Genomic DNA, 23,666 nt, shown 5'->3' with positions numbered 1-23,666 from the left:
GCATCAAGAGGAAAACGGGGGCCCGCGCGGCCCCCGTCGCCTGTCAGCGCACCTGGTAGGGCAACACGCCGCGGCGGTCGGATTCGATGGTCAGCCGGCGTTCCAGCGGCGGCACCGAGCGCTGGTGGCAGGTGGGCCGTTCGCAGATCCGGCAGGAAATGCCGATCGGCTCAAAGGCCCGGGCATTCGACATGTCGAGCCCGTCGGCATAGACCAGCGAGCCGGCATGGCGCACTTCGCATCCCAGCGAGATGGCATAGCGCCGGACCGGCGCGCCAAAGGCCCCGCCGGGCTTGGACACGTCGCAGGCAATCGAGATATAGCGCACGCCGTCGGGCGTTTCGGCCAGCTGGCGCAGGAAACGGCCGGGGGTTTCAAAGGCCCGGTGCACGTTCCACAGCGGGCAGGCCCCGCCGAAGCGGGCGAATTGCAGGCGGGTGGCCGAATGGCGCTTGGTGATTGTGCCGGCCTGGTCGACGCGCACGAAGAAGAAGGGAATGCCCTTGGCGCCCGGGCGCTGCAGGGTCGACAGCCGGTGGGCGATCTGTTCGATCGAAGCGCCGAAATGGCGCGACAGGCGTTCCAGGTCGTGGCGATAGTCCTGGGCGGCCTGCTGGAAGGTGCGATAGGGCATCAAGGCGGCGCCGGCGTAGTAATTGGCCAGCCCGATCTTGGCGATGGCCCGGGCTTCCTCGCTCTGGAACCGGGCGAAATCCAGGGTGGCCTCGAACAGCTTTTCCTGGCGCAGCAGGGCCAGCTGCAGCAGCAGCTGGAACAGCCGGGTTTCCGGCGCGGCGCGTGACGACAGGGTCAGCCGGCCGGTCTCGGGATCATAGCGGCGCAGGTCCTCGATGTCGTCCAGGGCGACGACGATGCGCATGTCGTTCAGCACGCCCTCGGCATGGGCGGCGATGCCCCCGGCGGTCTCGGCCTGGCCGGCAAAGCTTTCGGCCGCGCGGTCGACGGCGTCGATGTAATTGTCGCAATAGTGGAAGAAATCGCGCACCTCGTCCCAGGGCGAGGTCTGGACCCGGGCATCCTCGCGCCCCAGCGCCTCGTCCAGCGAGGCCAGCCGTTCATGGGTCTGGCGATAGGCCCGGTGCAGCTCGATGAAGGCCCGGGCCAGGGCGGGGGCGTTCGAGGCGGTCAGGCGCAGGTCGGCCATGGGCGGGGCGATGTCGGCAAAGACCGGATCGGCCAGGATCTCGCGCAGGTCCGAGACCAGCCGCTCGCTGTCGCCGGTCGACAATTCGGTGACGTCGATGCCGAACTCCTGGGCCAGGGCCAGGACAACCGTGGTCGAGACCGGCCGGTTGTTGTTTTCCATCTGGTTGAGATAGGGCAGCGAGACGCCGAGCTTGGCGGCAAAGTCCTTCTGGGTGAGGGACATCCGCGTGCGGATCTCGCGCAGCTTGGCGCCGGCATAGAGTTTCTGTGTGGCCATGAGCGGGCTTTGCAAAGGTTGGGTCGGCTGACCTTAGGTTTGCAAAGGCGGCGAGGCAAGATGGGGGCGCTGCCCCCGTCCTCCGTTGGAGGACTCCCCCGGGAATACTTGGAAAGAGAAAGAAGCAGGAAGGTCCGCGCCGCCTGCCATCGGTCCGGCCCGGTGGCGGGCGGGGCGGGCCGGGATGACGCAGCCGTGCCCACCGCCAGCCGCCATTGCGACGTCGGGGGCAGGCGGGGCGTTGCTGCTTCTTTCTCTTTCCAAATATCCGGCCGGACAGGACGGCCGGGAGATGGCTTCAGGTTGACAGGGCGAGCCTGCGTTCCCGGCGGATGACCATGATCACCGCGCAAAGCCCCAGAAGGGACGACAGCAGCATCATCCACAGCAGCGGATAGGCCCCGGTTTCATGGGTAAGCAGGGTGCCGGCAATGGCTGACAGCGCCGCCCCGCCGCCGATCATCAGCGACCCGCCCAGCCCCGACGCCGTGCCCGCCAGGTGGGGCCGGACCGAAAGCATGCCGGCCGTGGCATTGGGAATGGCCAGGCCGTTGCCAAGGCCGATGAAGGACATGCAGCTGAAGAAGGTCAGCGCCGAGCCGGCCCCGACCAGGAAGATGCCCAGGGCCAGGGCCATGCCGCCGGCGCAGGTCATGCAGCCCCACAGGATCATGCGGTTGATCCCGACCTGCTGGGCATAACGCCCCGTCAGGTAATTGCCGATGAAATAGCCGATCGCCGGGGCGCCGAAATGGACGCCCAGCCATTGCGGCGACAGGCCGAAGATCTCGCTGCCGACGAAGGGGGCGCCGCCGAGATAGCTGAAGAAGCTGCCGGAGCAGAGCGCGCAGGCCAGGGCGTAGCCCCAGAACCGGGGCGAGGTCAGAAGTTCCGGATATTCGCGGACCTGTTCGCGGAAGGTCTGGCCGGTGACCTGGGCCGTCTCGCCCTGGTCGGCCCAGCAGAGCCAGACGACCAGCAGGCCAAGGATGAAGAGCAACCAGAAGCTGCCCTTCCAGCCCATCAGCGCATCCAGGGCCCCGCCCACCGCCGGGCTGACCATCGGCGCCACGGCCATGCCCATGGTGACATAGCCGATCATGCTGGCCGCCCGGTCCTGGGGGTGGATGTCGCGGATGATCGCCCGGCTGAGCACCAGCCCGACGCTGACCACCGCCTGGCACATGCGGAACAGCAGGAAGACCGTGGCATTGGGCGCGAAGATGCAGCCCAGCGTTGCCAGCGAGAACAGGGCGAACCCGCCCAGAACCACCGGCCGCCGGCCGAGCTTGTCGGAAATCGGCCCGATGAAGATCTGCAGGGCGGCATTCACGCCGAGGTAGAGCGAGACGGATAGTTGCAGGACCCGGTAATCCGTTTCGAAATGGGCGGTCATGTTGGGCAGGCTGGGCAGGAAGATGTTCATCGACAGGGCCGAAAGCGCGCACATGATGATCAGCGTCGCGATATGCGGCGGCGAGCGGCGGTCGAGGAAGGTGATGGATGCATCTGACATGCAGTTGCCATAGTCCTGTAATCGGGGCTTGTCTATCGCGGCGTCTGTCGGTGCGTCTGTGGGTGCGCCGGGGCAGGGCGGGGGCGTGGCTGTGAATTAGCTGATTTGCATTATGCAATCATGCTTGTGGCAATTATTTGCAAATATGCCGTTTCCCGCTTTGGATGCGGCGGTGCAGCATGTATGGTCTGGCCAACAACGGGAAGAGGTGTGACCGATGAAGGACATTCTTGAGGAGCTCGAAGCCCGTCGCGACGCTGCCCGGCAGGGCGGAGGAGCCCGGCGGATCGAAGCCCAGCACGGCCGGGGCAAGCTGACCGCGCGCGAGCGCATCGACCTGTTGGTCGACGAGGGCAGCTTTGAAGAATTCGACATGTTCAAGGCCCACCGCTGCACCGATTTCGGCATGCAGGGCCAGCGACCTTACGGCGATGGTGTCATCACCGGCTGGGGCACGATCAACGGCCGGCTCGTCTATGTCTTTTCCCAGGATTTCACGGTCTTCGGCGGATCGCTGTCGGAAACCCATGCCGAGAAGATCTGCAAGATCATGGATATGGCCATGCGCAATGGCGCGCCGGTCATCGGCCTGAACGACAGCGGCGGCGCCCGCATCCAGGAAGGCGTGGCCTCGCTGGCCGGTTATGCCGAGGTCTTCCAGCGCAACATCGACGCCAGCGGTGTCGTGCCCCAGATCAGCGTGATCATGGGCCCCTGCGCCGGTGGCGCCGTCTATTCGCCGGCCATGACCGATTTCATCTTCATGGTGAAGGACAGCTCTTACATGTTCGTCACCGGGCCCGACGTGGTGAAGACGGTGACCAACGAACAGGTCACCGCTGAAGAGCTGGGCGGGGCCTCGACCCATACGAAAAAGAGCTCGGTCGCCGATGCGGCCTTCGAAAACGATGTCGAAGCCCTGGCCGAGGTCCGCCGGCTGGTCGACATGCTGCCCGCGTCGAACCGGGAAAAGCCGCCCGTGCGGCCGTTCTTCGACAGCCCCGACCGCGAGGAAAGGTCGCTGGACACGCTGGTGCCGGAAAACCCGAACCAGCCCTACGACATGAAGGAGCTGATCCTGAAGATCGCCGACGAGGGCGATTTCTACGAGATCCAGCAGGATTTCGCGGGCAACATCATCACCGGGTTCATCCGCCTCGAAGGCCAGACCGTGGGCGTGGTGGCCAACCAGCCGATGGTGCTGGCCGGGTGTCTCGACATCGACAGCTCGCGCAAGGCCGCGCGGTTCGTGCGGTTCTGCGATTGCTTCGAGATCCCGATCCTGACGCTGGTCGACGTGCCGGGCTTCCTGCCGGGCACCAGCCAGGAATATGGCGGGGTGATCAAGCACGGGGCCAAGTTGCTCTTTGCCTATGGCGAGGCCAGCGTGCCCAAGGTCACGGTGATCACGCGCAAGGCCTATGGCGGGGCCTATGACGTCATGGCGTCCAAGCACCTGAAGGGCGACGTGAACTATGCCTGGCCCACGGCCGAGATTGCCGTGATGGGGGCCAAGGGCGCGACCGAGATCATCCACCGGGCCGACCTGGGCGATGCCGACAAGATCGCCCAGCACACGAAGGATTACGAGGACCGCTTCGCCAATCCCTTTGTCGCGGCCGAGCGGGGCTTTATCGACGACGTGATCATGCCGCATGGCACGCGGCGGCGGGTCTGCCGGGCCTTTGCGGCGCTGCGCAACAAGCGCGTCGAGAAGCCCTGGAAGAAACACGACAACATCCCGCTCTGACGGGACAGGTCTCCGGGGAGGAGAAGAGCGGGGCTGGCCCGGCCAATCCGGGCCGCGCGGCCGGCCCCGCTGCCCGGGAGGATGACAAGGGTGGTCTGCAGCGTCAGGGGCGCTGGGGCGACCGGGGGGACTGGCCGGGGTGATGAAAGGCCCGAGAGGGTCGCCAGGCGCAAGCGGCGGTACGCGGGCAGACGCCGGGGTGAACCGGGGGCAAACCGGGGCGCAGGCGGGGCAGGGCCCGCAGGAGGATCAGCAGATGGCCGAGCCGAAATTTCACATGATCGCCGGAGGGCCGCGCCCGGTGGCGCCGTTCAGCCATGCGGTGGAAACGGATGGCTGGGTGATCCTGACCGGCCAGATGCCGACCGATCCGCAGGCGCCGGACGCGCCGCTGCCCAAGGGGATCGCGGCGCAGACGCGGGCGGTGATGGAGAACCTGCGCATCGTGCTGCAGGGTGTCGGGCTGGGGCTGGAGCACGTGGTGCAATGCCGGGGCTACCTGACCGAATTCGAACGGGATTACGACGTGTTCAACGAGATCTACCAGGGCTATTTCCCGGCCGACCGGCGGCCGGCGCGGACGACGGTGGGCGTGACGGCCCTGGCCGTGGGCGCGCTGGTCGAGGTCGATTGCGTGGCGAGGCGGCCCGATGCGTGACCGCTGGCACGTGGTGACGGCGCCCGGGCGCCACGTCCTGGCCCGGCGGCTGCCGGTGCGCTTTGACGTGGCGGCGCGGACGGTGCTGCCGAAGATGCGCAAGGAACGGCTGGCCCTGCAGGTGCGCCAGGACCTGTGGCGCGTGCTGAAGGACCTGCGGGGGTTTTCGCCGGTGGTCGAGGTGCGCGACCTGGACGACGGGGTCGAGGTGACGGCCGGGGGGGCGGTCGACGGGGCCTGCCCGCGGGCGGTGACCGAAGCGCGGATCGGCGAGATGCTGGAGGACCCGGCGCGGCGGGCCCGGTGGTGCCGCTGGGCGGGGGTGGTGCTGGCCGGGCTGGCTCTTCCGGCCCTGTCGGCCGGCCTCGCAAAGGCCGATCCGGTGCCGGTCGACGTGCCGTCGGGCCACGAGGTGGCGCTGGTCGACGTGCTGCTCGACGAGGCGCCGGGCGCGCTCTGGGCGCGGTTTCGCTTCGTGGCCCCCGAGCTGGGCCAGGATATCGGCCCCGATGCGGCGGCCGATGCCATGGATCACCTTTGCAGCGCCGTCGCGGTGCCTTACCTGTCGCACCACCGGATCCAGCCGGCACGCATCGTCGTGTCGCTGTCCGATCGCCCGGTGGCATTCGGCACGAAAGCGCCGGAGGCCACCCAGTATTTCGAAGCCTATACCTACCGGGATGGCACCTGCATCTGGGAGGCATTCTGATGCATCCACAATATCTTGCGCAACGTTTTGCGGAGGGGACGGCCTTTGCGGCATTCCCGTCACAGCCGCGCCCCGCGCGGGCGATTGCGTATATTTCCGCCGCGTTCTGCGCTAGATTGGCCCAAGGCCGCAACCAGGCGGCCCAAGTCGACATGGCGCGGCCGGCCCGAATGGCGCGGACCGCGCCGTCGAGCAACAAGAGCAGGAGCAAGGCATGTTCAAATCCATCAAGCTGCTGGCCCTGGCCGGCTTCATCGGCGCTGTCGCAGCCTGCGCCAGCAACGAACCCGAGGAATTCGTGGTCATCGAGCCCGAGCCGATCTCGACCGAACCGGTCTATACCGGCAAGTACAAGTAAGACCGCACTGGCGGGCGGGCGGGCCACGGGGCCTGCCCGCACCGCATCCCCGCGCGGGGCCGTCGCCCATGCAGCGATGCGACCCGCGATCCGATCCGCAGCCCGATCCGGGAGCCGTCCCGGCCCATGGTGGCCGGCATGCTGAAGCACCGCGGATTTCCCGGCCGGATGCCGGGCACCGATTACCAGTTCACCCTGCGCCGGGCCAACCCCAAGGGCGTGACCCGGCTGGTCGCGCGCGAGCGGTTCCGCGACCGCAAGCCGGCCGACAAGCGGGCCGATGCGGCCTTCATGGCCGCGCTCTGGGCCCAGTTCGGCGATGCGCCGTTCGAGCGGGGCAACCTGGATGCCGGCCGGCTGAGCTGGCTCTTCGGGCGCGAGGTGCTGGCGGCAGAGGATCCCTTTGATCCCGAAAGCTATGACGCGCTGCTGCGCATCGACGAGACCGTCGCGCGGGTGTCCTTTCCCGAGGCTTTCGAAGCGGGGGCCTGGGAGTGATGCGGCCGGCGGGGTTTGCAAGAGCGGATGTCCGCCGTGCGGCGGAACCCCGCGTATGGTCAGGCGGGGCGATGGAACCCTATGTCATGCGACGCGTTGGTGACGCGAAGCAGACAGAAGGAATATCTCCATGGCCGTCAAAATGGCAATCAAACCGGTTCTTGCAACTCTCGCCCTGTGTGGCGCCGTCGCGGCATGCGGCGAAACCACCGGCCAGCAGGCCCTGCTGGGCGGCAGTGCCGGCGCGCTCGGCGGTGCCGTCGTGGGCGCCAACCCGGTTGCCACGGCAGCCGTGGGTGCGGGCGCAAACGTCATCTATTGCGAAGCCAACCCGGGCAAGTGCAACTGATCCTGCCCTTGCCTTCGCGCCCCTGACCGGGCGCCCCGACAGCATGCGTGACACCGCCCTGGCCAGATCCGGCCGGGGCGGTGTCTTGCGTTTGATCTCCTCGAAATCGAAGGACCAGACATGTTCAAGAAGATCCTGATTGCCAACCGGGGCGAGATCGCCTGCCGTGTCATCAAGACGGCCCGCAAGATGGGCATCGCGACGGTGGCGGTCTATTCCGATGCCGACAAGAACGCGCTGCATGTCGAGATGGCCGACGAGGCGATCCATATCGGCCCGCCGCCGGCCAACCAGTCCTATATCGTGATCGACAAGATCATGCAGGCGATCAAGGACAGCGGGGCCGAGGCCGTGCATCCGGGCTATGGCTTCCTGTCGGAAAACCCGAAGTTCGCCGAGGCGCTGGACGCCGCCGGCGTGGCCTTCATCGGCCCGCCCAAGGGCGCGATCGAGGCCATGGGCGACAAGATCACGTCCAAGAAGATCGCCCAGGAGGCCGGGGTTTCGACGGTGCCGGGCTACATGGGGCTGATCGAGGATGCCGACGAGGCGGTGAAGATCTCGACCGAGATCGGCTATCCGGTGATGATCAAGGCCAGCGCCGGCGGCGGCGGCAAGGGCATGCGCATCGCCTGGAATGACGAGGAGGCGCGCGAGGGCTTTCAGAGTTCGAAGAACGAGGCGGCCAATTCCTTCGGCGACGACCGGATCTTCATCGAGAAATTCGTCACCCAGCCGCGCCATATCGAGATCCAGGTGCTGGCCGACCAGCACGGCAATTGCATCTACCTGGGCGAGCGCGAATGTTCGATCCAGCGGCGCAACCAGAAGGTCATCGAAGAGGCGCCCTCGCCGTTCCTGGACGAGGCGACGCGCAAGGCCATGGGCGAGCAATCCTGTGCTCTGGCCAAGGCGGTGGGCTATGCATCGGCCGGCACGGTGGAATTCATCGTTGATGGCGAGCGGAATTTCTACTTCCTGGAAATGAACACGCGGTTGCAGGTTGAACACCCGGTGACCGAGCTGATCACCGGGGTCGACCTGGTGGAACAGATGATCAAGGTGGCCAATGGCGAGCCGCTGACGATCACCCAGGACGATGTGAAACTGAACGGCTGGGCGATGGAAAGCCGGCTTTATGCCGAAGATCCCTATCGCAATTTCCTGCCGTCGATCGGGCGGCTGACACGCTATCGGCCGCCGGCTGAAACCGCGGGCTATGCGCCGGGCGTGGTGCCCGGGGCGGCGGTGATCCGCAATGACACCGGGGTCTACGAGGGCGGCGAGATCTCGATGTTCTACGATCCGATGATCGCCAAGCTCTGCACCTGGGGGCCCGACCGGCTGTCGGCCATCGAAGAGATGCGCGGGGCGCTGGATGCCTTCGAGGTCGAGGGGATCGGGCACAACCTGCCGTTCCTCAGCGCCGTGATGGACCACGAGAAATTCGTGGCGGGCAACATGACGACGGCGTTCATCGCCGAGGAATATCCCGAAGGGTTCGACGGGGTCGAGCTGGCCGAGCCGGTGTTGCGGCGGGTGGCCGCGGCGGCCGCTGCGATGAACCGCGTGGCCGAGATCCGGCGCACGCGGGTCTCGGGGCGGATGGACAATCATGAGCGGACCGTGGGCACCGATTGGGTGGTGACGCTGCAGGGCAGGCACTATGCCGTGGGCATCGCGGCTGATCCCAAGGGCGCCACGGTGCAGTTTGCCGATGGCGCGGCGTTGCGGGTGACCAGCGACTGGACGCCGGGGCAGACGCTTGCCGTCCTTGACCTGGACGGCGCGCCGCTCACGCTCAAGGTCGAGCCGATCACCGGGGGCTTCCGCATCCGTACGGGCGGGGCGGACACGAAGGTGCATGTGCGAACGCCGCGCCAGGCCGAGCTGGCCGCGCTGATGCCCGAGAAGCTGCCGCCCGACACGTCCAAGCTGTTGCTGTGCCCGATGCCGGGGTTGATCGTGAAGATCGATGTCGAGGTCGGCCAGGAGGTGCAGGACGGCCAGGCGCTGTGCACCGTCGAGGCGATGAAGATGGAAAACATCCTCAGGGCCGAGAAAAAGGGCGTGATTTCAAAGATCAACGCGGCGGCCGGCGACAGCCTGGCCGTGGATGACGTGATCATGGAATTCGAATGATCCACCGGGCCGCTCATATCCCGCGCAGGGCCTGCGCGACGGGCGGCCCGTGGAACGCGGTCGTGGAAACCGGCTGTTCATCCTTGTGGCCTAGGCTTGCGGGCGACAAGAGGCGGATGAAGGGCAGGGCGCGCCATGCAGCGCGGGCGACGGAGATTTGGGCGGGCCGGCAGGGCGGTGCGTTGGCCTGCGAATTGGCTGGCGGGCTGGCCTGTGAATTGGCCCGTGAGTTGGCCCGTGTGCCGGTCTGTGAGTTGGCTTGCGATCTGGGCGGTGCTCCGGCGGGCGATGGGCGCGGTGCTGGCCGGACTGGTGCTGGCCGGCTGCCGGCTGGATCGCGAGGACAGCCTGCGCGGGGAATTGTCGGCCTGGCTGAACCTGGGGCCAACGCTGGAATTCACCTCGCGCGGGACCTGCACGGGCGCGGTGTTCCTGCTGGACGACACCGCCATCGGCGAGGGGATCAGCCGGGCGACCTCGGTCGAGGTGGCGGTGCATTACCTGCGGGCCGGGCGGGCCGTGGCGCTGGAGCTGTTCGATGCCAGCCCGACGGTGGTGTCGGAACAGATCATGGCCGCCAGCCTGGACCAGGGGCTGGGCATCCTGTCGAACGGCGTCGGGCCGGCGCAGCGCTGCCTGTCCGAGCGGGCGGGCTGGGCGTTTTACCTGGCGATCACCTCGGAAGAGGCGTTGATGGTCTACGATCCCGTGGGCAATGCGGTGACGGTGGTGCATCTGCAGGCCGACATGCCGCTGGCCTTCTTCCTGCGGGGGAATGTCTAGACCGGGTACCGCGGTCGGATCATGCCGGTTGGGCGTTGCGGGGCCATGTGATCCGGTCACAAGTGGCCCCCGGCCACGCCGTCCAGATGGCTCAATCGGCGGCGCCGGTCCCGGGCTGGGCACGCCGGTCGCGGACCTCCTGCTGGCGCAGGGGGGTCTTGTCGATGATGCGGGTGATCTCGCGCACGGAATACGGGAAGGGCTTGCGCAGGTCGACAACACCGTCCTTGCCGATCAGCACGACCTGGAAACCGCGCGGGCGCAGCTTGGCGCGGATCGGGCCGGCGGCGGCGGGATCGACATCGGTCAGGATCACCACGTCGCGCTCGGCCAGCCGGTCGATCTCGGCCGTGATCATGTCGAGCTGCTGCTGGAACCGCGGGTCGGCCGGGGTGTCGGCAAAGACAACGACCGGCCGGGCCTGCCAGAGGAAGGACTCCAGCGCCAGCGTGCCGGCCTCGGTGATGGTTCCGGGCACCAGCGCCTGCGCCAGGATCTCCGGGTCGTCGGCAGCCCGGGCAGGAGGGGCGGCGACAGGGGCGGCAAGCGTCGCGGCAAGCGCGATGGCGATCAGTCTGGTCATGGTTCCGACTATAGACGGCGCGCGGGCGGAAACGACAAGTCACGATGCCGCCGCCCGCGAAAATTTTAACATTAAGGGCTTGCTCAGAGGTGGGGCGCGATGATGGCGGCGACCCTTGGATTCGGGCCGTTGGGGGCGGTCGTCGCGGAGTGGAGCCGCCGCCTCATGGATGTCATCCTGCATATCGGCGTGCATCGCACCGGGACCACGACGTTCCAGACCTACCTGCGCGAGCGGAGCGACATGCTGGCCGATCAGGGCCTGGCCTTCTGGGGGCCACGGCGCACGCGCAACGGGCTGTTCCATGGCATCCACGGCCAGGGCGCCGGGTCGGGCGCGCGGTTTCGCCGGGCCACCGGGCGGATCGCTCTGAACATCGCGCGCAGCCGGGACCGCGGGCGCGCGGTGCTGCTGGTCAGCGACGAGAACATGTCGGGCTCGGTCTGCGACAACCTGCGGGCCGGGGGGCTTTATCCCGGTATCGGCGAGCGGCTGACCCGGGTGCATATCGCCTTTGGCGGCAAGGTCGACCAGGTGGTGCTGACGATCCGCAGCCTCGACCATTACTGGAGCTCCGCCCTGGGGTATGGCCTGACCCGGGGCCAGCCGTTGCCCGATGCCGACCGGCTGGACCGGCTGGTCACCGCGCCGCGCAGTTGGCGCGACGTGATTGCCGATGTGGCCTGTGCCATGCCCGATGCGCGCATCCGCGTGGCGCCGTTCGAAACACTTGGCGGGCGGCCCGATGCCCTGCTGGCCGAGATCCTGGGCCGGCCGGCTCCGCGCGACGATGCCGACCTGTGGCTGAACCGCACGCCCGGCCTGGCGGCCCTGCGCCGGTTGGCCGGTGAGGGGCCGCAGAGCGGCGCGCTGCTGCCCGAGGGCGAGGGCCGCTGGCACCCGTTTGACCCGGCCCAGGCCGCGGCGCTGCGCGAGACCTACCAGGATGACCTGTTCTGGCTGGCCGCCGGAGCCGACGGGCTGGCCGAGACGATGGCCTATGCCGCGCCGGGCCCGGCCCGACAGGCGGCCCATGGCACCGGCGATAGCCTTGCGCCGGGCGCCGATCATGCCACCGGCAACACCCGCGCCCGTGACGTTGACCATGCCACAGATCCGGCCCGCCCCGCCGGGCTGGCACCCCCAAGCACCAAGACCGAGGCGGAGCCAAATCCGCCCGTGACCGACATGACAAGAGGACGTTCCAATGACAGCCAGCAAAGACGAATGGCGCCGCATCGCCGAAGGTGAGCTGCGCAACCGGACGGTCGAAGATCTGACCTGGTCGACGCTCGAAGGCATCGACGTTGCGCCGATCTACACCGAGGACGACCTGGGGACGGTCGACCACCTGGGCACGATCCCCGGCCAGGCGCCCTTTCTGCGCGGGGTCAAGGCCACGATGTACGCCGGCCGGCCCTGGACCATCCGGCAATATGCCGGGTTCTCGACGGCCGAGGAATCGAATGCCTTCTACCGCAAGGCCCTGGCGGCCGGGCAGCAGGGCGTGTCGGTGGCCTTCGACCTGGCCACCCATCGCGGCTATGACAGCGACCACCCCCGGGTTGTCGGCGATGTCGGCAAGGCCGGCGTGGCCATCGACAGTGTCGAGGACATGAAGATCCTGTTCGACGGCATCCCGCTGGACAAGGTGTCGGTCTCGATGACGATGAACGGCGCGGTGATCCCCGTGCTGGCCAGCTTCATCGTCACCGGCGAGGAACAGGGCCACGACCGGTCGGTCCTGGCCGGGACCATCCAGAACGACATCCTCAAGGAGTTCATGGTCCGCAACACCTATATCTATCCGCCCGAACCCTCGATGCGGATCATCGCGGACATCATCGAATATACCTCGAACGAGATGCCGAAGTTCAACTCGATCTCGATCTCGGGCTACCACATGCAGGAAGCCGGGGCGAACCTGGTGCAGGAGCTGGCCTATACCCTGGCCGATGGGCGCGAATACGTGCGCACGGCGATCAACGCGGGGATGGATGTCGACAAGTTCGCCGGCCGGCTGTCGTTCTTCTTTGCGATCGGCATGAATTTCTTCATGGAAGCGGCCAAGCTGCGCGCCGCGCGGCTGCTGTGGCACCGCATCATGACAGAGTTCGGGGCCAAGTCGGACCGGTCGAAGATGCTGCGCACCCATTGCCAGACCAGCGGGGTCAGCCTGCAGGAACAGGACCCCTACAACAACGTCATCCGCACGGCCTACGAGGCGATGTCGGCCGTTCTGGGTGGCACCCAGTCGCTGCATACCAACGCGCTGGACGAGGCGATCGCGCTGCCCACCGAATTCTCGGCCCGGATCGCGCGCAACACCCAGCTGATCCTGCAGGAAGAGACCGGGGTGACCAAGGTCGTCGACCCGCTGGCCGGGTCCTATTACGTCGAGAGCCTGACCGCCGAACTGGCCGAAAAGGCCTGGGCGCTGATGGAAGAGGTCGAAGAGATGGGCGGCATGACCAAGGCCGTGGCCTCGGGCATGCCCAAGCTGCGGATCGAAGAGACCGCGGCCCGCCGGCAGGCGCTGATCGACCGGGGAGAGGACGTGATCGTCGGGGTCAACAAGTACCGGCTGGAGAAGGAAGACGAGCTCGACATTCTCGATATCGACAACGCCAAGGTGCGCGACGCCCAGATCGCGCGGCTTGAGAAGATGCGCGCGGCGCGTGACGAGGCGGCCTGCCAGGCAGCGCTGGACGAGATGACGCGCCGGGCGAAGGAAGGCGGCAACCTGTTGGAAGCGGCGGTCGAGGCGGCACGCGCCCGGGCGTCTGTGGGAGAGATCAGCATGGCGATGGAAAAGGAATTCGGCCGGCACCGGGCCGAGGTCAAGACGCTGGCCGGGGTCTACGGCGCGGCCTACGAGGGCGACGAGGGCTTTGCGGCCATCCAGAAGGCCGTCGAGGGCTTTGCCGCCGAAGAGGGCCGGCGGCCGCGGATGCTGGTGGTCAAGATGGGCCAGGACGGCCACGACCGGGGGGCCAAGGTCATTGCCACGGCCTTTGCCGACATCGGCTTCGACGTGGATGTCGGCCCGCTGTTCCAGACGCCCGACGAGGCGGCGCAGGACGCGGTGGACAACGACGTGCATGTCATCGGCATTTCCAGCCAGGCGGCCGGCCACAAGACGCTGGCGCCGCAGCTGGTGCAATCGCTGAAAGCCTACGGGGCCGAGGACATCATCGTGATCTGTGGCGGGGTGATACCACAGCAGGATTACCAGTTCCTCTACGACAACGGGGTCAAGGCGATCTTTGGCCCGGGTACCAACATCCCCGAGGCGGCGCAGGACATCCTGAAGCTGATCCGCGACGCCCGGGCGGCCTGACCCCCGGGTATCGCCAGATGTGATCACGAAACCGCGGGGCGTGCCCGAAAAACACGCCCTGCGCCGGCATGTACCCGGCGCAGGGCCATGGCCCGTTGCCCCCGACGCGATGTTTCGGTTGCAGTAGGTCCGGGAAACATGAGCTAGTCTGAACCATGGAACTTGATCATATCGTCGTTGCCGGCCCGATGCTGGAAGATGCCACCGACATGGCCGAGGCCGCGCTTGGCGTGTCCTTCGGGCCCGGCGGGCGGCACGAGGTCTTTGGCACGCACAACCGCCTGCTGGGCCTCGATGACGGGGTCTATATCGAAACCATTGCCATCGACCCCCAGGCCCCGCCGCCCGGCCGGGCGCGGATGTTCGACCTGGATGCCCACGAGGGGCCGGCGCGGCTGACCAACTGGGTCTGCCGCACGCGCAACCTGGATGACCGGATCGCCCAGTTTCCGGGGGTGGGCCAGGCCATGGCCGTGACCCGGGGCGACCTGAGCTGGCGCATGTCGGTGCCCGAACACGGCCGTCTGCCCTTTGACAATCTCTGCCCGGCGCTGATCCAGTGGCAGGGCGATGCCCATCCGTCGCAACGGCTGGCGGTGTCGGGCTGCCGGTTGCGGCGGCTGATCGTGCAACATCCCGAGGCCGGGGACCTGCAGGCGCTGCTGACCGCGCGGCTCGTCGATCCGCGGGTGGTGTTCGAAACCGGCCCGGCCGGCATGCGCGCCGAGATCGAAACGCCCGGCGGGCTGCGCATCCTGGCCTGAGGCCAGCGCGGGTTGGCCGGTGCCCTTGCCCGGGGGGGCCATCCCCCGGTCTGATGGCTGGCTTTTGGCTGACCGCTGTTGTCGGCGTCATGGCAAAGTCATGGCAAAGCGCCATGCCTTGGTCCTTGTCGGTTCCCGGCCCTGCGCAGCGTCCTGTGTCTGGCCCGAAGTGACCTCGCCCCGGTGACTTGCCCCATGCCATCGCCCTTGTCCGGCGACGCACCCACCTGGGGCCGGGCGCGATGGCCGGGCGGGGCCGGCAGGCGGTTGCCAGAGTTGCAAAAATTGCCATGAACGCGCTGACACCGCCGAACGGGCGGGATAATGTCCGGCCCATGTCGATCTGGTCCCGCATCACCGCCGCCATTGCCGCCCTGACCCAGGGCGAAGGCCTGGCCGAGGTCTTTGACCGCCTGCGTACCCCGCCCGAGCGCAGCGTGGCCTTTACCATTGCCGTCATCGCGCTGGGGGCCAAGATGGCCAAGGCCGACGGGGTGGTCACGCGCGACGAGGTCACGGCCTTTCGCGAGGTCTTTCAGATCGCCCGCGAAGACGAGGACAACGCCGCGCGGGTGTTCAACATGGCGCGCACCGACGTGGCGGGCTACCAGGAATATGCCGCGCGCATCCATGACATGTTCCAGCACGATCCGACGACCCTGTGGGACCTGCTGGAAGGGCTGTTCCACATCGCCCTGGCCGACGGGGTCTATCACCCCGACGAGGCGGCCTTTCTCGAGGACGTCTCGCAGATCTTCGGCCTGCCGCGCCACGAGTTCCGGGCGATGCGGGCGCGCTATGTGCCCGATGCGGCGCCCGATCCGCACACGGTGCTGGGGGTGACGCCCGACATGGAGATCACCGAGATTCGCAATGTCTGGCGCCGCCTGGTGCGCGAGACCCATCCCGACGCGATGCTGGCCCGGGGTCTGCCGGAAGAGGCGATCCGGCTGGCGGAAAAGCGCCTGATCGCGATCAACCGGGCCTGGGACGAGATCAACGGCTGCGCCGCGCGGGGCTGATCGGCGCGCACGGGGCTTTTGCGACGGGCGGCGGGGCCCTACATTGGGGGCATGAGACGCTTTGTGATCCTGATGGCGCTGCCCCTGGCGCTGGCGACAACCGCGCCGGCCCTGGCGCAGGCCACCGACCCCGAGACCGAGCCGCGCAGCTGGCTGGACGGGCTGCGCGACAACATGGACGATGCCCTGGGCGATCTTCAGGGGCTGGCCGAGACCTGGGGCCCGGCGATGCGCAGTTTCATCGAGGAAATGGGCCCGGCGCTGAACAACATGATGGACGAGGTCAAGGATTGGTCGCGCTACGAAACGCCCGAGATGCTGCCCAACGGTGACATCATCATCCGGCGCAAGCCCGATGCGCCCGACCCCGACGCACCCGAAGACCCGCCGGTGGACCCCACCGATCCTGGCGTCACGCCCGAGGAAGACCCGATCGAGATCTGATCGCGGCCGCTCCCGGGCCCGCGTCACGGGCCCGGCTGGTCATGATCGGGCAGGGGGCTGTTCTGCCCGCACCATCGGTCAGGCTGTTTGCCCCGCCCCATCGGGCAGGGGGGTTATTCGACCCGCACAATCGAGCAGGCGGCTTAATCCACCCGCACCGCCGGTTCAGCGCCAAGCGCCGAGGCGAGGGCGTTGAACCGCGATTCCGGCACTTCGCCAAAGAGGTCGCGTGCCTCGGGCGCAAGGCGCAGCTCCAGGATGCCGGCCTCGGCATCCCAGTTCAGCCCGGCCGTCGGCTGATCGCCGCGCAGCCAGAGCATCGCTCCGAAGCGCATCGCCCGGCCCAGCAATTCGGCCTCGGCCACGTCGGCCTCGGTCAGCAGGGGCAGCAGGCTTTCGACCCGCGAGCCGCTGCGCTTCTTGGTGTAGCGATGCAGCAGGGCCAGGGCCAGGAACACCCGTTCGCCATGGTCCAGCCCGCAGAGATTGGCCCGCGTGGCATAGTCGAAACAGGTTTCGGCCCGGTAATCGGGATGCGCCCGCCAGCTGACGTCATGCAGCAGGCAGGCGGCCTTGATCAGGCGCAGGCGCGCCCGGTCGGCATGGGGAAACAGCGGCAGGACAAAGCGGAACAGCGTGCTGCCATAGCCCGGGCTGCGGGCGTCCTTGGCCTCGGCAAAGCGGCAGGCCTCGATCAGCGGATCGCTTTCGCGCAGCTTCTGGGGCATCTGTTCATACAGCATGCCCTCGCGGATGCCATAGCTCGACACGGCGATGTCGATGGGCTGGAAGGTCTCGACGAGGCAGGTCAGCACGTCGATCGCATAGGGCACCAGTTCCATCCGCGTGCCCGAGACCTTGGCCATCGCGCGCAGGTCGTCGGATTCGGTCCGGGCGATCAGCGCGGCGGTTTCGGCGATGTCCTCGGCCGACATGGTATATTCGTGCAGCACCTTCAGCGGATAGCCGCGCCGGGCCATGTCGATCTTGGCAATGGCCCGCCAGGAGCCGCCGACAAGGAACAGCCGCTGGCGCTCGGCACCGAAGCGGGCGTGCAGATCGGCGACAACCTTGCGGATATGGTCCTGCCGGGCGCTGCGCCCGCCCTTGATGGTCTGCAGCTTGAGCGGCCCCAGCGCCGATGTCTCGCGGTCGCCCACGGCCCCGTCGCGCAGCACGGCCAGTTCCATCGACGATCCGCCGATGTCACAGACCAGCCCGCTGGCATCGGGCCAGCCCAGCAGCACGCCCTGGGCCGACAGCCGGGCCTCTTCGGCGCCGTCGATGACATGGATGTCGAGCCCGGTGCGCGCCTTGACCTCGGCGCAGAAATCCGGCCCGTCCTCGGCGTCGCGCACGGCGGCCGTTGCCGCGGCGCTCAGCGGGGGCATGTCCATGTGATCGGCCAGGGCCTGGAACCGGGCCAGCGCGCGCAGGGCGCGTTCGCGGCCTTCGGGGTTCAGCCGGCCGGTATCGGACAGGCCCGAGCCCAGCCCGCACATGATCTTTTCGTTGAAGAAATAGGCCGGTGACCGGGCGGCGCCGTCGAAGATCACCAGCCGGACCGAGTTCGAGCCCACGTCGACCACGCCCACGCGTGACAGCGATTTGACCGACGGGTCGTCAAACAGCGGGCGGCCGAAGGGTTCCCAATGTGGCATGTCCGGATCCATCTGCATGTTCATGGCAGACCTGCGCGTCGTTTGTCCCTGGGCGCAGGCTGCACCGGTTTGTTGTGCCGGGTCAATGCGCCGACGGGTTAATCCTCGGCATGGGTCAGGCTGGGCACATCCTTGGCCCCGGCCGATCCCCGCCCCGAGAGCGACGGGTTTTCCATGAAGAAGCGGTGGCAATTGAAGGCAAAGGCGCCATCCTCGACCACCGTGCGGCGGTGGCTGCCGTCGGGGTTCATGATCCAGCTCTGGGCGACATCGGCCAGGTTGGCGGCCATGATCTGGCTGACGATCTGGGCCTTGACCGTGTCGTTGTGGATTTCCACCAGGGTTTCCACCCGGCGGTTCAGGTTGCGGCCCATCCAGTCGGCCGAGGAAATCCAGACCCGGGCCTGTTTCGACGGCAGCCCGCCGCCGTTGCCGTAGCAGACGATGCGCGAATGTTCGAGGAACCGGCCGACGATCGACTTGACGCGGATGTTCTCGGACAGGCCCTTGATGCCCGGGCGGATGCCGCAGATGCCACGGATCACCAGGTCGATCTTCACGCCGCCCTGGCTGCCGCGATAAAGCGCGTCGATGACCTCGGGGTCGATCAGCGAGTTCATCTTGGCCCAGATCTGGGCCGGGCGGCCGGCCTTGGCATGCTCGATTTCGGCGTCGATGCCGGCGATCAGGGTCTTTTTCAGGTTCGAGGGCGAGATGGCCAGGTTTTCCAGCTTTTCGGGAAAGGCATAGCCCGACAGGTAATTGAACACCTTGGTCGCGTCGCGCCCCAGCTCGGCATCGCAGGTAAAGAAGCTGAGGTCGGTGTAGATGCGCGCGGTGATCGGGTGGTAATTGCCCGTGCCGTAATGGGTATAGGTCACCAGCTGGTCGCCCTCGCGGCGCACCACGGTCGAGATCTTGGCATGGGTCTTGAGGTCGATGAAGCCATAGACCACGTGGGCGCCGGCCCGTTCCAGCCGGCGCGACTGGCGGATATTGGCGGCCTCGTCGAAGCGGGCCTTGAGCTCGACCAGCGCGGTGACCGACTTGCCGTCCTCGGCCGCCTCGCACAGGGCGGCGACGATCGGGCTGTCGCGCGAGGTGCGGTAGAGCGTCTGCTTGATGGCCACCACGTCCGGGTCGGCCGCCGCCTGGGTCAGGAAGCGGACGACCATGTCGAAGGTCTCGTAGGGGTGGTGCAGCAGCATGTCCTTGCGCCGGATCGCGGCGAACATGTCGCCGTCATGGTCCTGGACGCGCTCGGGCACGCGGGGGGTGAAGGACGGCCACAGCAGGTCGGGCCGGGCCGAGATGACCAGTTCGGACAGGTCGGCCACGCCGATCATGCCCTCGATCTCGATGACCTCGTCGCGTTGGACATGCAATTCGCGCATGACCACCTGTTTCAGCTCGGACGGCGCGCCGGCGGTCAGGGTCAGGCGCACGACCTCCCCCCGGCGGCGGCGCTTGAGCGCAACCTCGAACTCGCGCACCAGGTCCTCGGCCTCTTCCTCGACCTCCAGGTCGCTGTCGCGCAGCACGCGAAAGGCGAAATGGGCGTTGACGCGATAGCCCGGGAAGAGTCGGTCGATGAAGACCAGCAACAGCTCTTCGAGCGGCAGGAACCGATGCGCCCCGGGTGTCGCCGGCAGCGAGACGAAGCGGTCGATCTGGTGGGGGATCGGCAGCAGGGCCTGCAGGCCGCGCTTGTCCCGGGTGCGCTCCAGCTGCAGGGCGAGCGAGAACCCGGTGTTGGGAATGAAGGGAAAGGGATGCGCCGGGTCGATGGCCAGGGGCGAGAGCACCGGGAAGACCTGGTTGAGGAACACCCCTTCGAGATGGGCCAGGTCGCCGTCGTCCAGCGCGTGGCGGTCGAGGATCGAGATCCGTTCCTCTTCCATCAGGGCCTTGAGGTCCGACAGCACGATCTGCTGGCGCTGCATCAGCTTGCGGGCGTCCTCGTCGATCAGCACCAGCTGTTCGGCGGGGCTCAGCCCGTCCTGCCCGGGCGAGGTATTGCCGGCATGGGCCAGCTCGCGCAGGCCGGCGACGCGGACGGTGTAGAATTCATCGAGGTTGTTGGCCGAGATCGACAGGAAGCGCAGCCGTTCCAGCAGCGGCACGCGGGTGTTCTCGGCCTCTTCCAGGACGCGCCAGTTGAAGCCCAGCCAGCTGAGCTCGCGGTTGAAGAACCGGCCCGGGCCGGTGACGTCGAGATCGGGCAGGGCGACCGGGTCGGGCAGGGGGGAATTCAGAAAATCGGCGTCGGACATCCTGGCTCTCTTCCGTCATTCGTCTGGGGCGGCCGCGGGCAAGCGGCCACCTTGGGGGCGTCGGGCCTAGCCCGCGTCGCGGGTGTTTCCAAGTACTTCGGTGGCCAGCGCCCGGGTCACGTCGCGCCGGGCGTCCAGCGCGGCCCGGTCCAGCCGGGCGACCATCTCGGCGGCGGCGGCAAAGGAGCGTTCCATGTGGCGGATGACATAGGGGATGACATCGGGCCGGGGCATCAGCTGGCGGTCGGTGAAATGCTTGACCAGCACGGCGGCCAGCAGCGCATCGTCGGGCGCTTCCAGCTCGGCATGGGCGGCGGCGGCGATGCGGCTTTTCAGGTCGGGCAGCACGATGTTCCAGCGCGAGGGCGCATCCCGCCCGGTCAGCAAGAGCGGCTGGCCGGCCTGGGCCAGCATGTTGTGCAGGTGAAAGAGCGCCCGTTCGCGCTGGCGGTTGCCGGCGATGTCGGGCACGTCCTCGACGGCCACGGGGCCCTGGGCCAGGGCGGGCACCAGGTCTTCGTCCAGCCCGGCCGCGGGCAGCAGTCGGCCGCCGTATTCGGCCGCCCAGACATGGGCCAGGTGGGTCTTGCCCGAGGCCCGCGCCCCGGTGATGGCCAGCTTGGCCCCGGGCAGGTCGGGCGCCCGGTCGATCAGGTCGATGGCCAGGGCGTTCGACGGCGCCACGAAGAAATCCTCGCGCCCCAGGGCGGGGCGGACGGGCAGGTCGAAGCTCAGCTGGCGGGGCATGTCAGTCATCGTTTTCTTCGGCGAGGCCGGTGTAGAGTTTGCTGTGCTTGTACTGGCTGGCGGCGAAACGCACCAGCACGCCGATGGCCGCGGCCACGGGCACGGCGACCAGCAGGCCGATGAAGCCGAAGATCGCCCCGAAGACCGACAGGGCCAGCAGCAGCCAGACCGGGTGCAGGCCGACCGAATTGCCGACCAGGTTCGGGGTCAGGAAATTGCCTTCGACGAACTGGCCGATCTGGAAGATCACGGCCACGATGACGATCATCCACCATTCGCCCCAGAACTGGAACAGGGCCAGCCCGACGGCCAGCGCTCCGCCGATCAGCGCGCCGAGATAGGGGATGAAGGTCAGCGCCCCGGCGATGAACCCCACGACCAGGCCGAAATCCAGCCCGACGATCATCAGGGCAATGGCGTAATAGGCGCCCAGGATGCCGCAGACCGTGACCATGCCGCGCACGAACCCGGCCAGGGTGCGGTCGATCTCCTCGGCCAGCCGGCGGATCGTCGGCGCGTGGTCGCGGGGCAGCAATTCGTCGATCCGGGCGACCATGTTGTCCCAGTCCAGCAGCAGGTAGACGGCCACCACGGGGGTGATGACCATCAGCACGACCAGGTTGATCACCGTCAGGGCCGAGCTGACCGCCGTGTTGACCAGCTCCAGCGCCCGGCTCTGGGCGGCCTCGCCGATCTTGACCAGCGTCTGGCGCAGCTGGCTTTCCTCGTTCAGCACCTGCGGGAACTTGGAAATCAGGAATTCCTGCAGGTCCTTGAAGAGCTGCGGCACCAGGTTGGCCAGGTCGACGGCCTGGCGCACCAGGGCGGGCAGCAGCGCCAGGGTGATGATTACAAAGATCGCGATGGCCCCGATGGTGATCACCCCGGTGGCCGCGCCGCGCGACAGGCCCCAGGATTCCAGCCGGTCGGCCACGGGATCGAGGAAATAGGCCACCGCCCCGCCGATGACAAACGGCACGAGCACGTCGCCCAGGAACCATAGCAACAGCAGGAAGACCGCTGCCACGATGCCCCAGTATCTCAGCTGAACATTGACCGGCAAAGCCATGCGGACCCTCTTCAATAGCTGCCCCTTGCTTGGCCCAGCCGTGGCCTGCTTGCAAGGCCTTAGGCGGTGCCGCCCGTCCGCCGTTGCCGGCAATTGCGCCACGGCCGGCTTTGGACTAGATCACCCGGGACCAACGCTTCATGAAAAGGCCCGTTCCATGCGCCTCTCCCGCTATTTCCTGCCTGTCCTCAAGGAGACGCCCGCCGAGGCGCAGATTGCCTCGCACCGGCTGATGCTGCGGGCCGGCATGATCAAGCAGGCGTCCGCCGGCATCTATTCCTGGCTACCCCTGGGCTTCAAGGTGTTGCGCAAGCTGGAAAACATCGTCCACGAGGAACAGATCCGCGCGGGCCATATCCCGATGCTGATGCCCACGCTGCAATCCGCCGAACTGTGGAAGGAATCGGGGCGCTACGATGCCTACGGGCCGGAAATGCTGCGAATCCGCGATCGCCACGACCGCGACATGCTGTACGGACCGACCAACGAGGAGATGATCACCGACATCTTCCGCAGCCACGTGTCGTCCTACAAGGACCTGCCCCTGACGCTCTACCACATCCAGTGGAAGTTCCGCGACGAGGTGCGCCCGCGCTTCGGCGTCATGCGCGGACGGGAATTCTTCATGAAGGACGGCTACAACTTCGACCTGACCAAGGAAGACGCGCTGCACGCCTACAACCGCCACCTGGTCAGCTACCTGCGCACCTACGAGCGCATGGGCCTTCAGGCGATTCCGATGCGCGCCGACAGCGGCCCGATCGGCGGCGACGACACCCATGAATTCCTGGTGCTGGCCGAGACCGGCGAATCCGAGGTCTTCTATGACAGCGCGGTGACCGACATCCGCCTGGGCGCCCGCGACATCGATTACGACAGCGTCGACCAGTGCCAGGCGGTGATGGAGGAATTCACCTCGCTCTATGCCCGGACCGACGAAACCCATGACGAGACGGTCTTTGCCGAGGTGCCCGAAGAGCGCCGGCGCACGGCCCGGGGCATCGAGGTCGGCCAGATCTTCTATTTCGGCACCAAGTATTCCGAGGCGATGGGCGCCACGGTGCAGGGGCCGGACGGCAAGCCGGTGCCGGTGCACATGGGCTCGCACGGGATCGGGGTCAGCCGGCTGATCGGGGCGATCATCGAGGCCAACCATGATGACAACGGCATCATCTGGCCCGAAGGCGTGACGCCCTATCATTGCGGGATCATCAACCTGAAACAGGGCGATGCCGACACCGACGCGGCCTGCGAGGCGATCTATGCCGCGCTGGCGGCCATCGGGCTGGAGCCGCTTTATGACGACCGCAACGAACGGGCGGGCGGCAAGTTTGCGACGATGGACCTGATCGGTCTGCCCTGGCGGATCACGGTCGGCCCGCGCGGGCTGAAAAACGGGGTGGTCGAGCTCACCTCTCGCCGTTCTGGCGAGAGCGAGGAGCTGAGCGCCGAGGATGCCGTCAAGAAACTGGCCGGGATCTACGAACCCCACCGGTCCGACATCGCGCATCCCTGAGCCCGGGGTCGGGCGGGCCTGTGGGCCATGGCCCGACCTT

At 67.5% G+C, this 23,666-nt stretch carries 21 protein-coding genes; 14 read left to right on the top strand and 7 right to left on the bottom strand.

Annotation, left to right across the window (positions count from 1 at the left end; genetic code table 11):
* Positions 1-43: 43 nt before the first annotated feature.
* Positions 44-1,444 carry a helix-turn-helix domain-containing protein gene (locus ACK3BB_RS18160; protein ID WP_428926049.1) on the bottom strand — a complete coding sequence of 467 codons (1,401 nt, stop codon included), beginning with the start codon at positions 1,442-1,444 and terminating at the stop codon, positions 44-46.
* A 298-nt stretch (positions 1,445-1,742) separates the two neighbouring features.
* Positions 1,743-2,960: a multidrug effflux MFS transporter gene (locus ACK3BB_RS18155; protein ID WP_428926048.1), complete on the bottom strand. Its 1,218-nt coding sequence runs from the start codon at positions 2,958-2,960 to the stop codon at positions 1,743-1,745.
* A 217-nt stretch (positions 2,961-3,177) separates the two neighbouring features.
* Between ACK3BB_RS18155 and ACK3BB_RS18150 the strand changes: the two genes are divergently transcribed.
* The 8 genes from ACK3BB_RS18150 to ACK3BB_RS18115 all read left to right on the top strand — a co-directional run bounded on the left by ACK3BB_RS18150 (position 3,178) and on the right by ACK3BB_RS18115 (position 10,207).
* The gene (locus tag ACK3BB_RS18150) at positions 3,178-4,710 is read left to right on the top strand and encodes an acyl-CoA carboxylase subunit beta (RefSeq protein ID WP_428926047.1); all 1,533 of its coding nucleotides are present in this window, start codon (positions 3,178-3,180) and stop codon (positions 4,708-4,710) included.
* Positions 4,711-4,966: 256 nt separating this feature from the next.
* Positions 4,967-5,368 (top strand): RidA family protein, encoded by a 402-nt coding sequence (locus tag ACK3BB_RS18145; RefSeq protein ID WP_428926046.1) that lies wholly within the window; start codon positions 4,967-4,969, stop codon positions 5,366-5,368.
* Entirely contained in the window at positions 5,361-6,077 is a 717-nt protein-coding gene (locus ACK3BB_RS18140) for a DUF6497 family protein (protein WP_428926045.1), read from the top strand. Before ACK3BB_RS18145 ends, ACK3BB_RS18140 begins: the two co-directional genes overlap by 8 nt.
* A 214-nt stretch (positions 6,078-6,291) precedes the next feature.
* A complete protein-coding gene (locus tag ACK3BB_RS18135; RefSeq protein ID WP_428926044.1) occupies positions 6,292-6,435 on the top strand; it encodes a hypothetical protein in 144 nt (47 codons plus the stop codon).
* A 138-nt stretch (positions 6,436-6,573) separates the two neighbouring features.
* A complete protein-coding gene (locus tag ACK3BB_RS18130) occupies positions 6,574-6,933 on the top strand; it encodes a hypothetical protein (protein WP_428926043.1) in 360 nt (119 codons plus the stop codon).
* A 130-nt stretch (positions 6,934-7,063) separates the two neighbouring features.
* Positions 7,064-7,282: a hypothetical protein gene (locus ACK3BB_RS18125; RefSeq protein ID WP_428926042.1), complete on the top strand. Its 219-nt coding sequence runs from the start codon at positions 7,064-7,066 to the stop codon at positions 7,280-7,282.
* Between the two features lie 120 nt (positions 7,283-7,402).
* Positions 7,403-9,424 carry an acetyl-CoA carboxylase biotin carboxylase subunit gene (locus ACK3BB_RS18120; protein WP_428926041.1) on the top strand — a complete coding sequence of 674 codons (2,022 nt, stop codon included), beginning with the start codon at positions 7,403-7,405 and terminating at the stop codon, positions 9,422-9,424.
* 249 nt (positions 9,425-9,673) lie between these two features.
* Entirely contained in the window at positions 9,674-10,207 is a 534-nt protein-coding gene (locus ACK3BB_RS18115) for a hypothetical protein (protein ID WP_428926040.1), read from the top strand.
* A gap of 91 nt (positions 10,208-10,298) precedes the next feature.
* Here ACK3BB_RS18115 and ACK3BB_RS18110 read toward each other — a convergent pair whose 3' ends face one another.
* Entirely contained in the window at positions 10,299-10,790 is a 492-nt protein-coding gene (locus tag ACK3BB_RS18110; protein WP_428926039.1) for a DUF4174 domain-containing protein, read from the bottom strand.
* Between the two features lie 165 nt (positions 10,791-10,955).
* On the opposite strand from ACK3BB_RS18110, the gene ACK3BB_RS18105 reads away from it, so the two are divergent.
* From ACK3BB_RS18105 to ACK3BB_RS18085, 5 genes are all read left to right on the top strand, one after another.
* Positions 10,956-12,041, top strand: coding sequence for a hypothetical protein (locus ACK3BB_RS18105; RefSeq protein WP_428926038.1), 1,086 nt, complete (start codon positions 10,956-10,958; stop codon positions 12,039-12,041).
* Positions 11,998-14,130: a methylmalonyl-CoA mutase gene (gene scpA / locus ACK3BB_RS18100; RefSeq protein ID WP_428926037.1), complete on the top strand. Its 2,133-nt coding sequence runs from the start codon at positions 11,998-12,000 to the stop codon at positions 14,128-14,130. The genes ACK3BB_RS18105 and scpA overlap by 44 nt, the downstream gene beginning before the upstream one ends.
* A gap of 155 nt (positions 14,131-14,285) precedes the next feature.
* Entirely contained in the window at positions 14,286-14,894 is a 609-nt protein-coding gene (locus ACK3BB_RS18095) for a VOC family protein (protein ID WP_428926036.1), read from the top strand.
* A gap of 335 nt (positions 14,895-15,229) precedes the next feature.
* Positions 15,230-15,916 carry a TerB family tellurite resistance protein gene (locus tag ACK3BB_RS18090; RefSeq protein ID WP_428926035.1) on the top strand — a complete coding sequence of 229 codons (687 nt, stop codon included), beginning with the start codon at positions 15,230-15,232 and terminating at the stop codon, positions 15,914-15,916.
* A gap of 51 nt (positions 15,917-15,967) precedes the next feature.
* Positions 15,968-16,360 (top strand): hypothetical protein, encoded by a 393-nt coding sequence (locus ACK3BB_RS18085; RefSeq protein ID WP_428926034.1) that lies wholly within the window; start codon positions 15,968-15,970, stop codon positions 16,358-16,360.
* A gap of 143 nt (positions 16,361-16,503) precedes the next feature.
* Here the strand turns inward: ACK3BB_RS18085 and ACK3BB_RS18080 are convergent, their stop codons facing one another.
* The 4 genes from ACK3BB_RS18080 to ACK3BB_RS18065 form a co-directional block, all read right to left on the bottom strand.
* On the bottom strand, positions 16,504-18,045 hold the full coding sequence (locus ACK3BB_RS18080; RefSeq protein WP_428926033.1) for a Ppx/GppA family phosphatase: 1,542 nt from the start codon (positions 18,043-18,045) through the stop codon (positions 16,504-16,506).
* Positions 18,046-18,119: 74 nt separating this feature from the next.
* Positions 18,120-20,294, bottom strand: coding sequence for an RNA degradosome polyphosphate kinase (locus ACK3BB_RS18075; RefSeq protein WP_428926032.1), 2,175 nt, complete (start codon positions 20,292-20,294; stop codon positions 18,120-18,122).
* 66 nt (positions 20,295-20,360) lie between these two features.
* Positions 20,361-21,050, bottom strand: coding sequence for an HdaA/DnaA family protein (locus ACK3BB_RS18070; RefSeq protein ID WP_428926031.1), 690 nt, complete (start codon positions 21,048-21,050; stop codon positions 20,361-20,363).
* Positions 21,043-22,110, bottom strand: a complete 1,068-nt coding sequence (locus tag ACK3BB_RS18065) for an AI-2E family transporter (protein WP_428926030.1) — start codon at positions 22,108-22,110, stop codon at positions 21,043-21,045. Before ACK3BB_RS18065 ends, ACK3BB_RS18070 begins: the two co-directional genes overlap by 8 nt.
* Before the next feature lie 157 nt (positions 22,111-22,267).
* On the opposite strand from ACK3BB_RS18065, the gene proS reads away from it, so the two are divergent.
* On the top strand, positions 22,268-23,626 hold the full coding sequence (proS, locus tag ACK3BB_RS18060; RefSeq protein ID WP_428926029.1) for a proline--tRNA ligase: 1,359 nt from the start codon (positions 22,268-22,270) through the stop codon (positions 23,624-23,626).
* The last annotated feature ends 40 nt before the right edge of the window (positions 23,627-23,666 follow it).

Source organism: Marinibacterium sp. SX1, assembly GCF_050389775.1.
Classification (GTDB): Bacteria; Pseudomonadota; Alphaproteobacteria; order Rhodobacterales; family Rhodobacteraceae; genus Marinibacterium.
The sequence above is the reverse complement of the archived record's forward strand: the minus strand, read 5'-3'. Positions and strand labels throughout refer to the sequence as shown.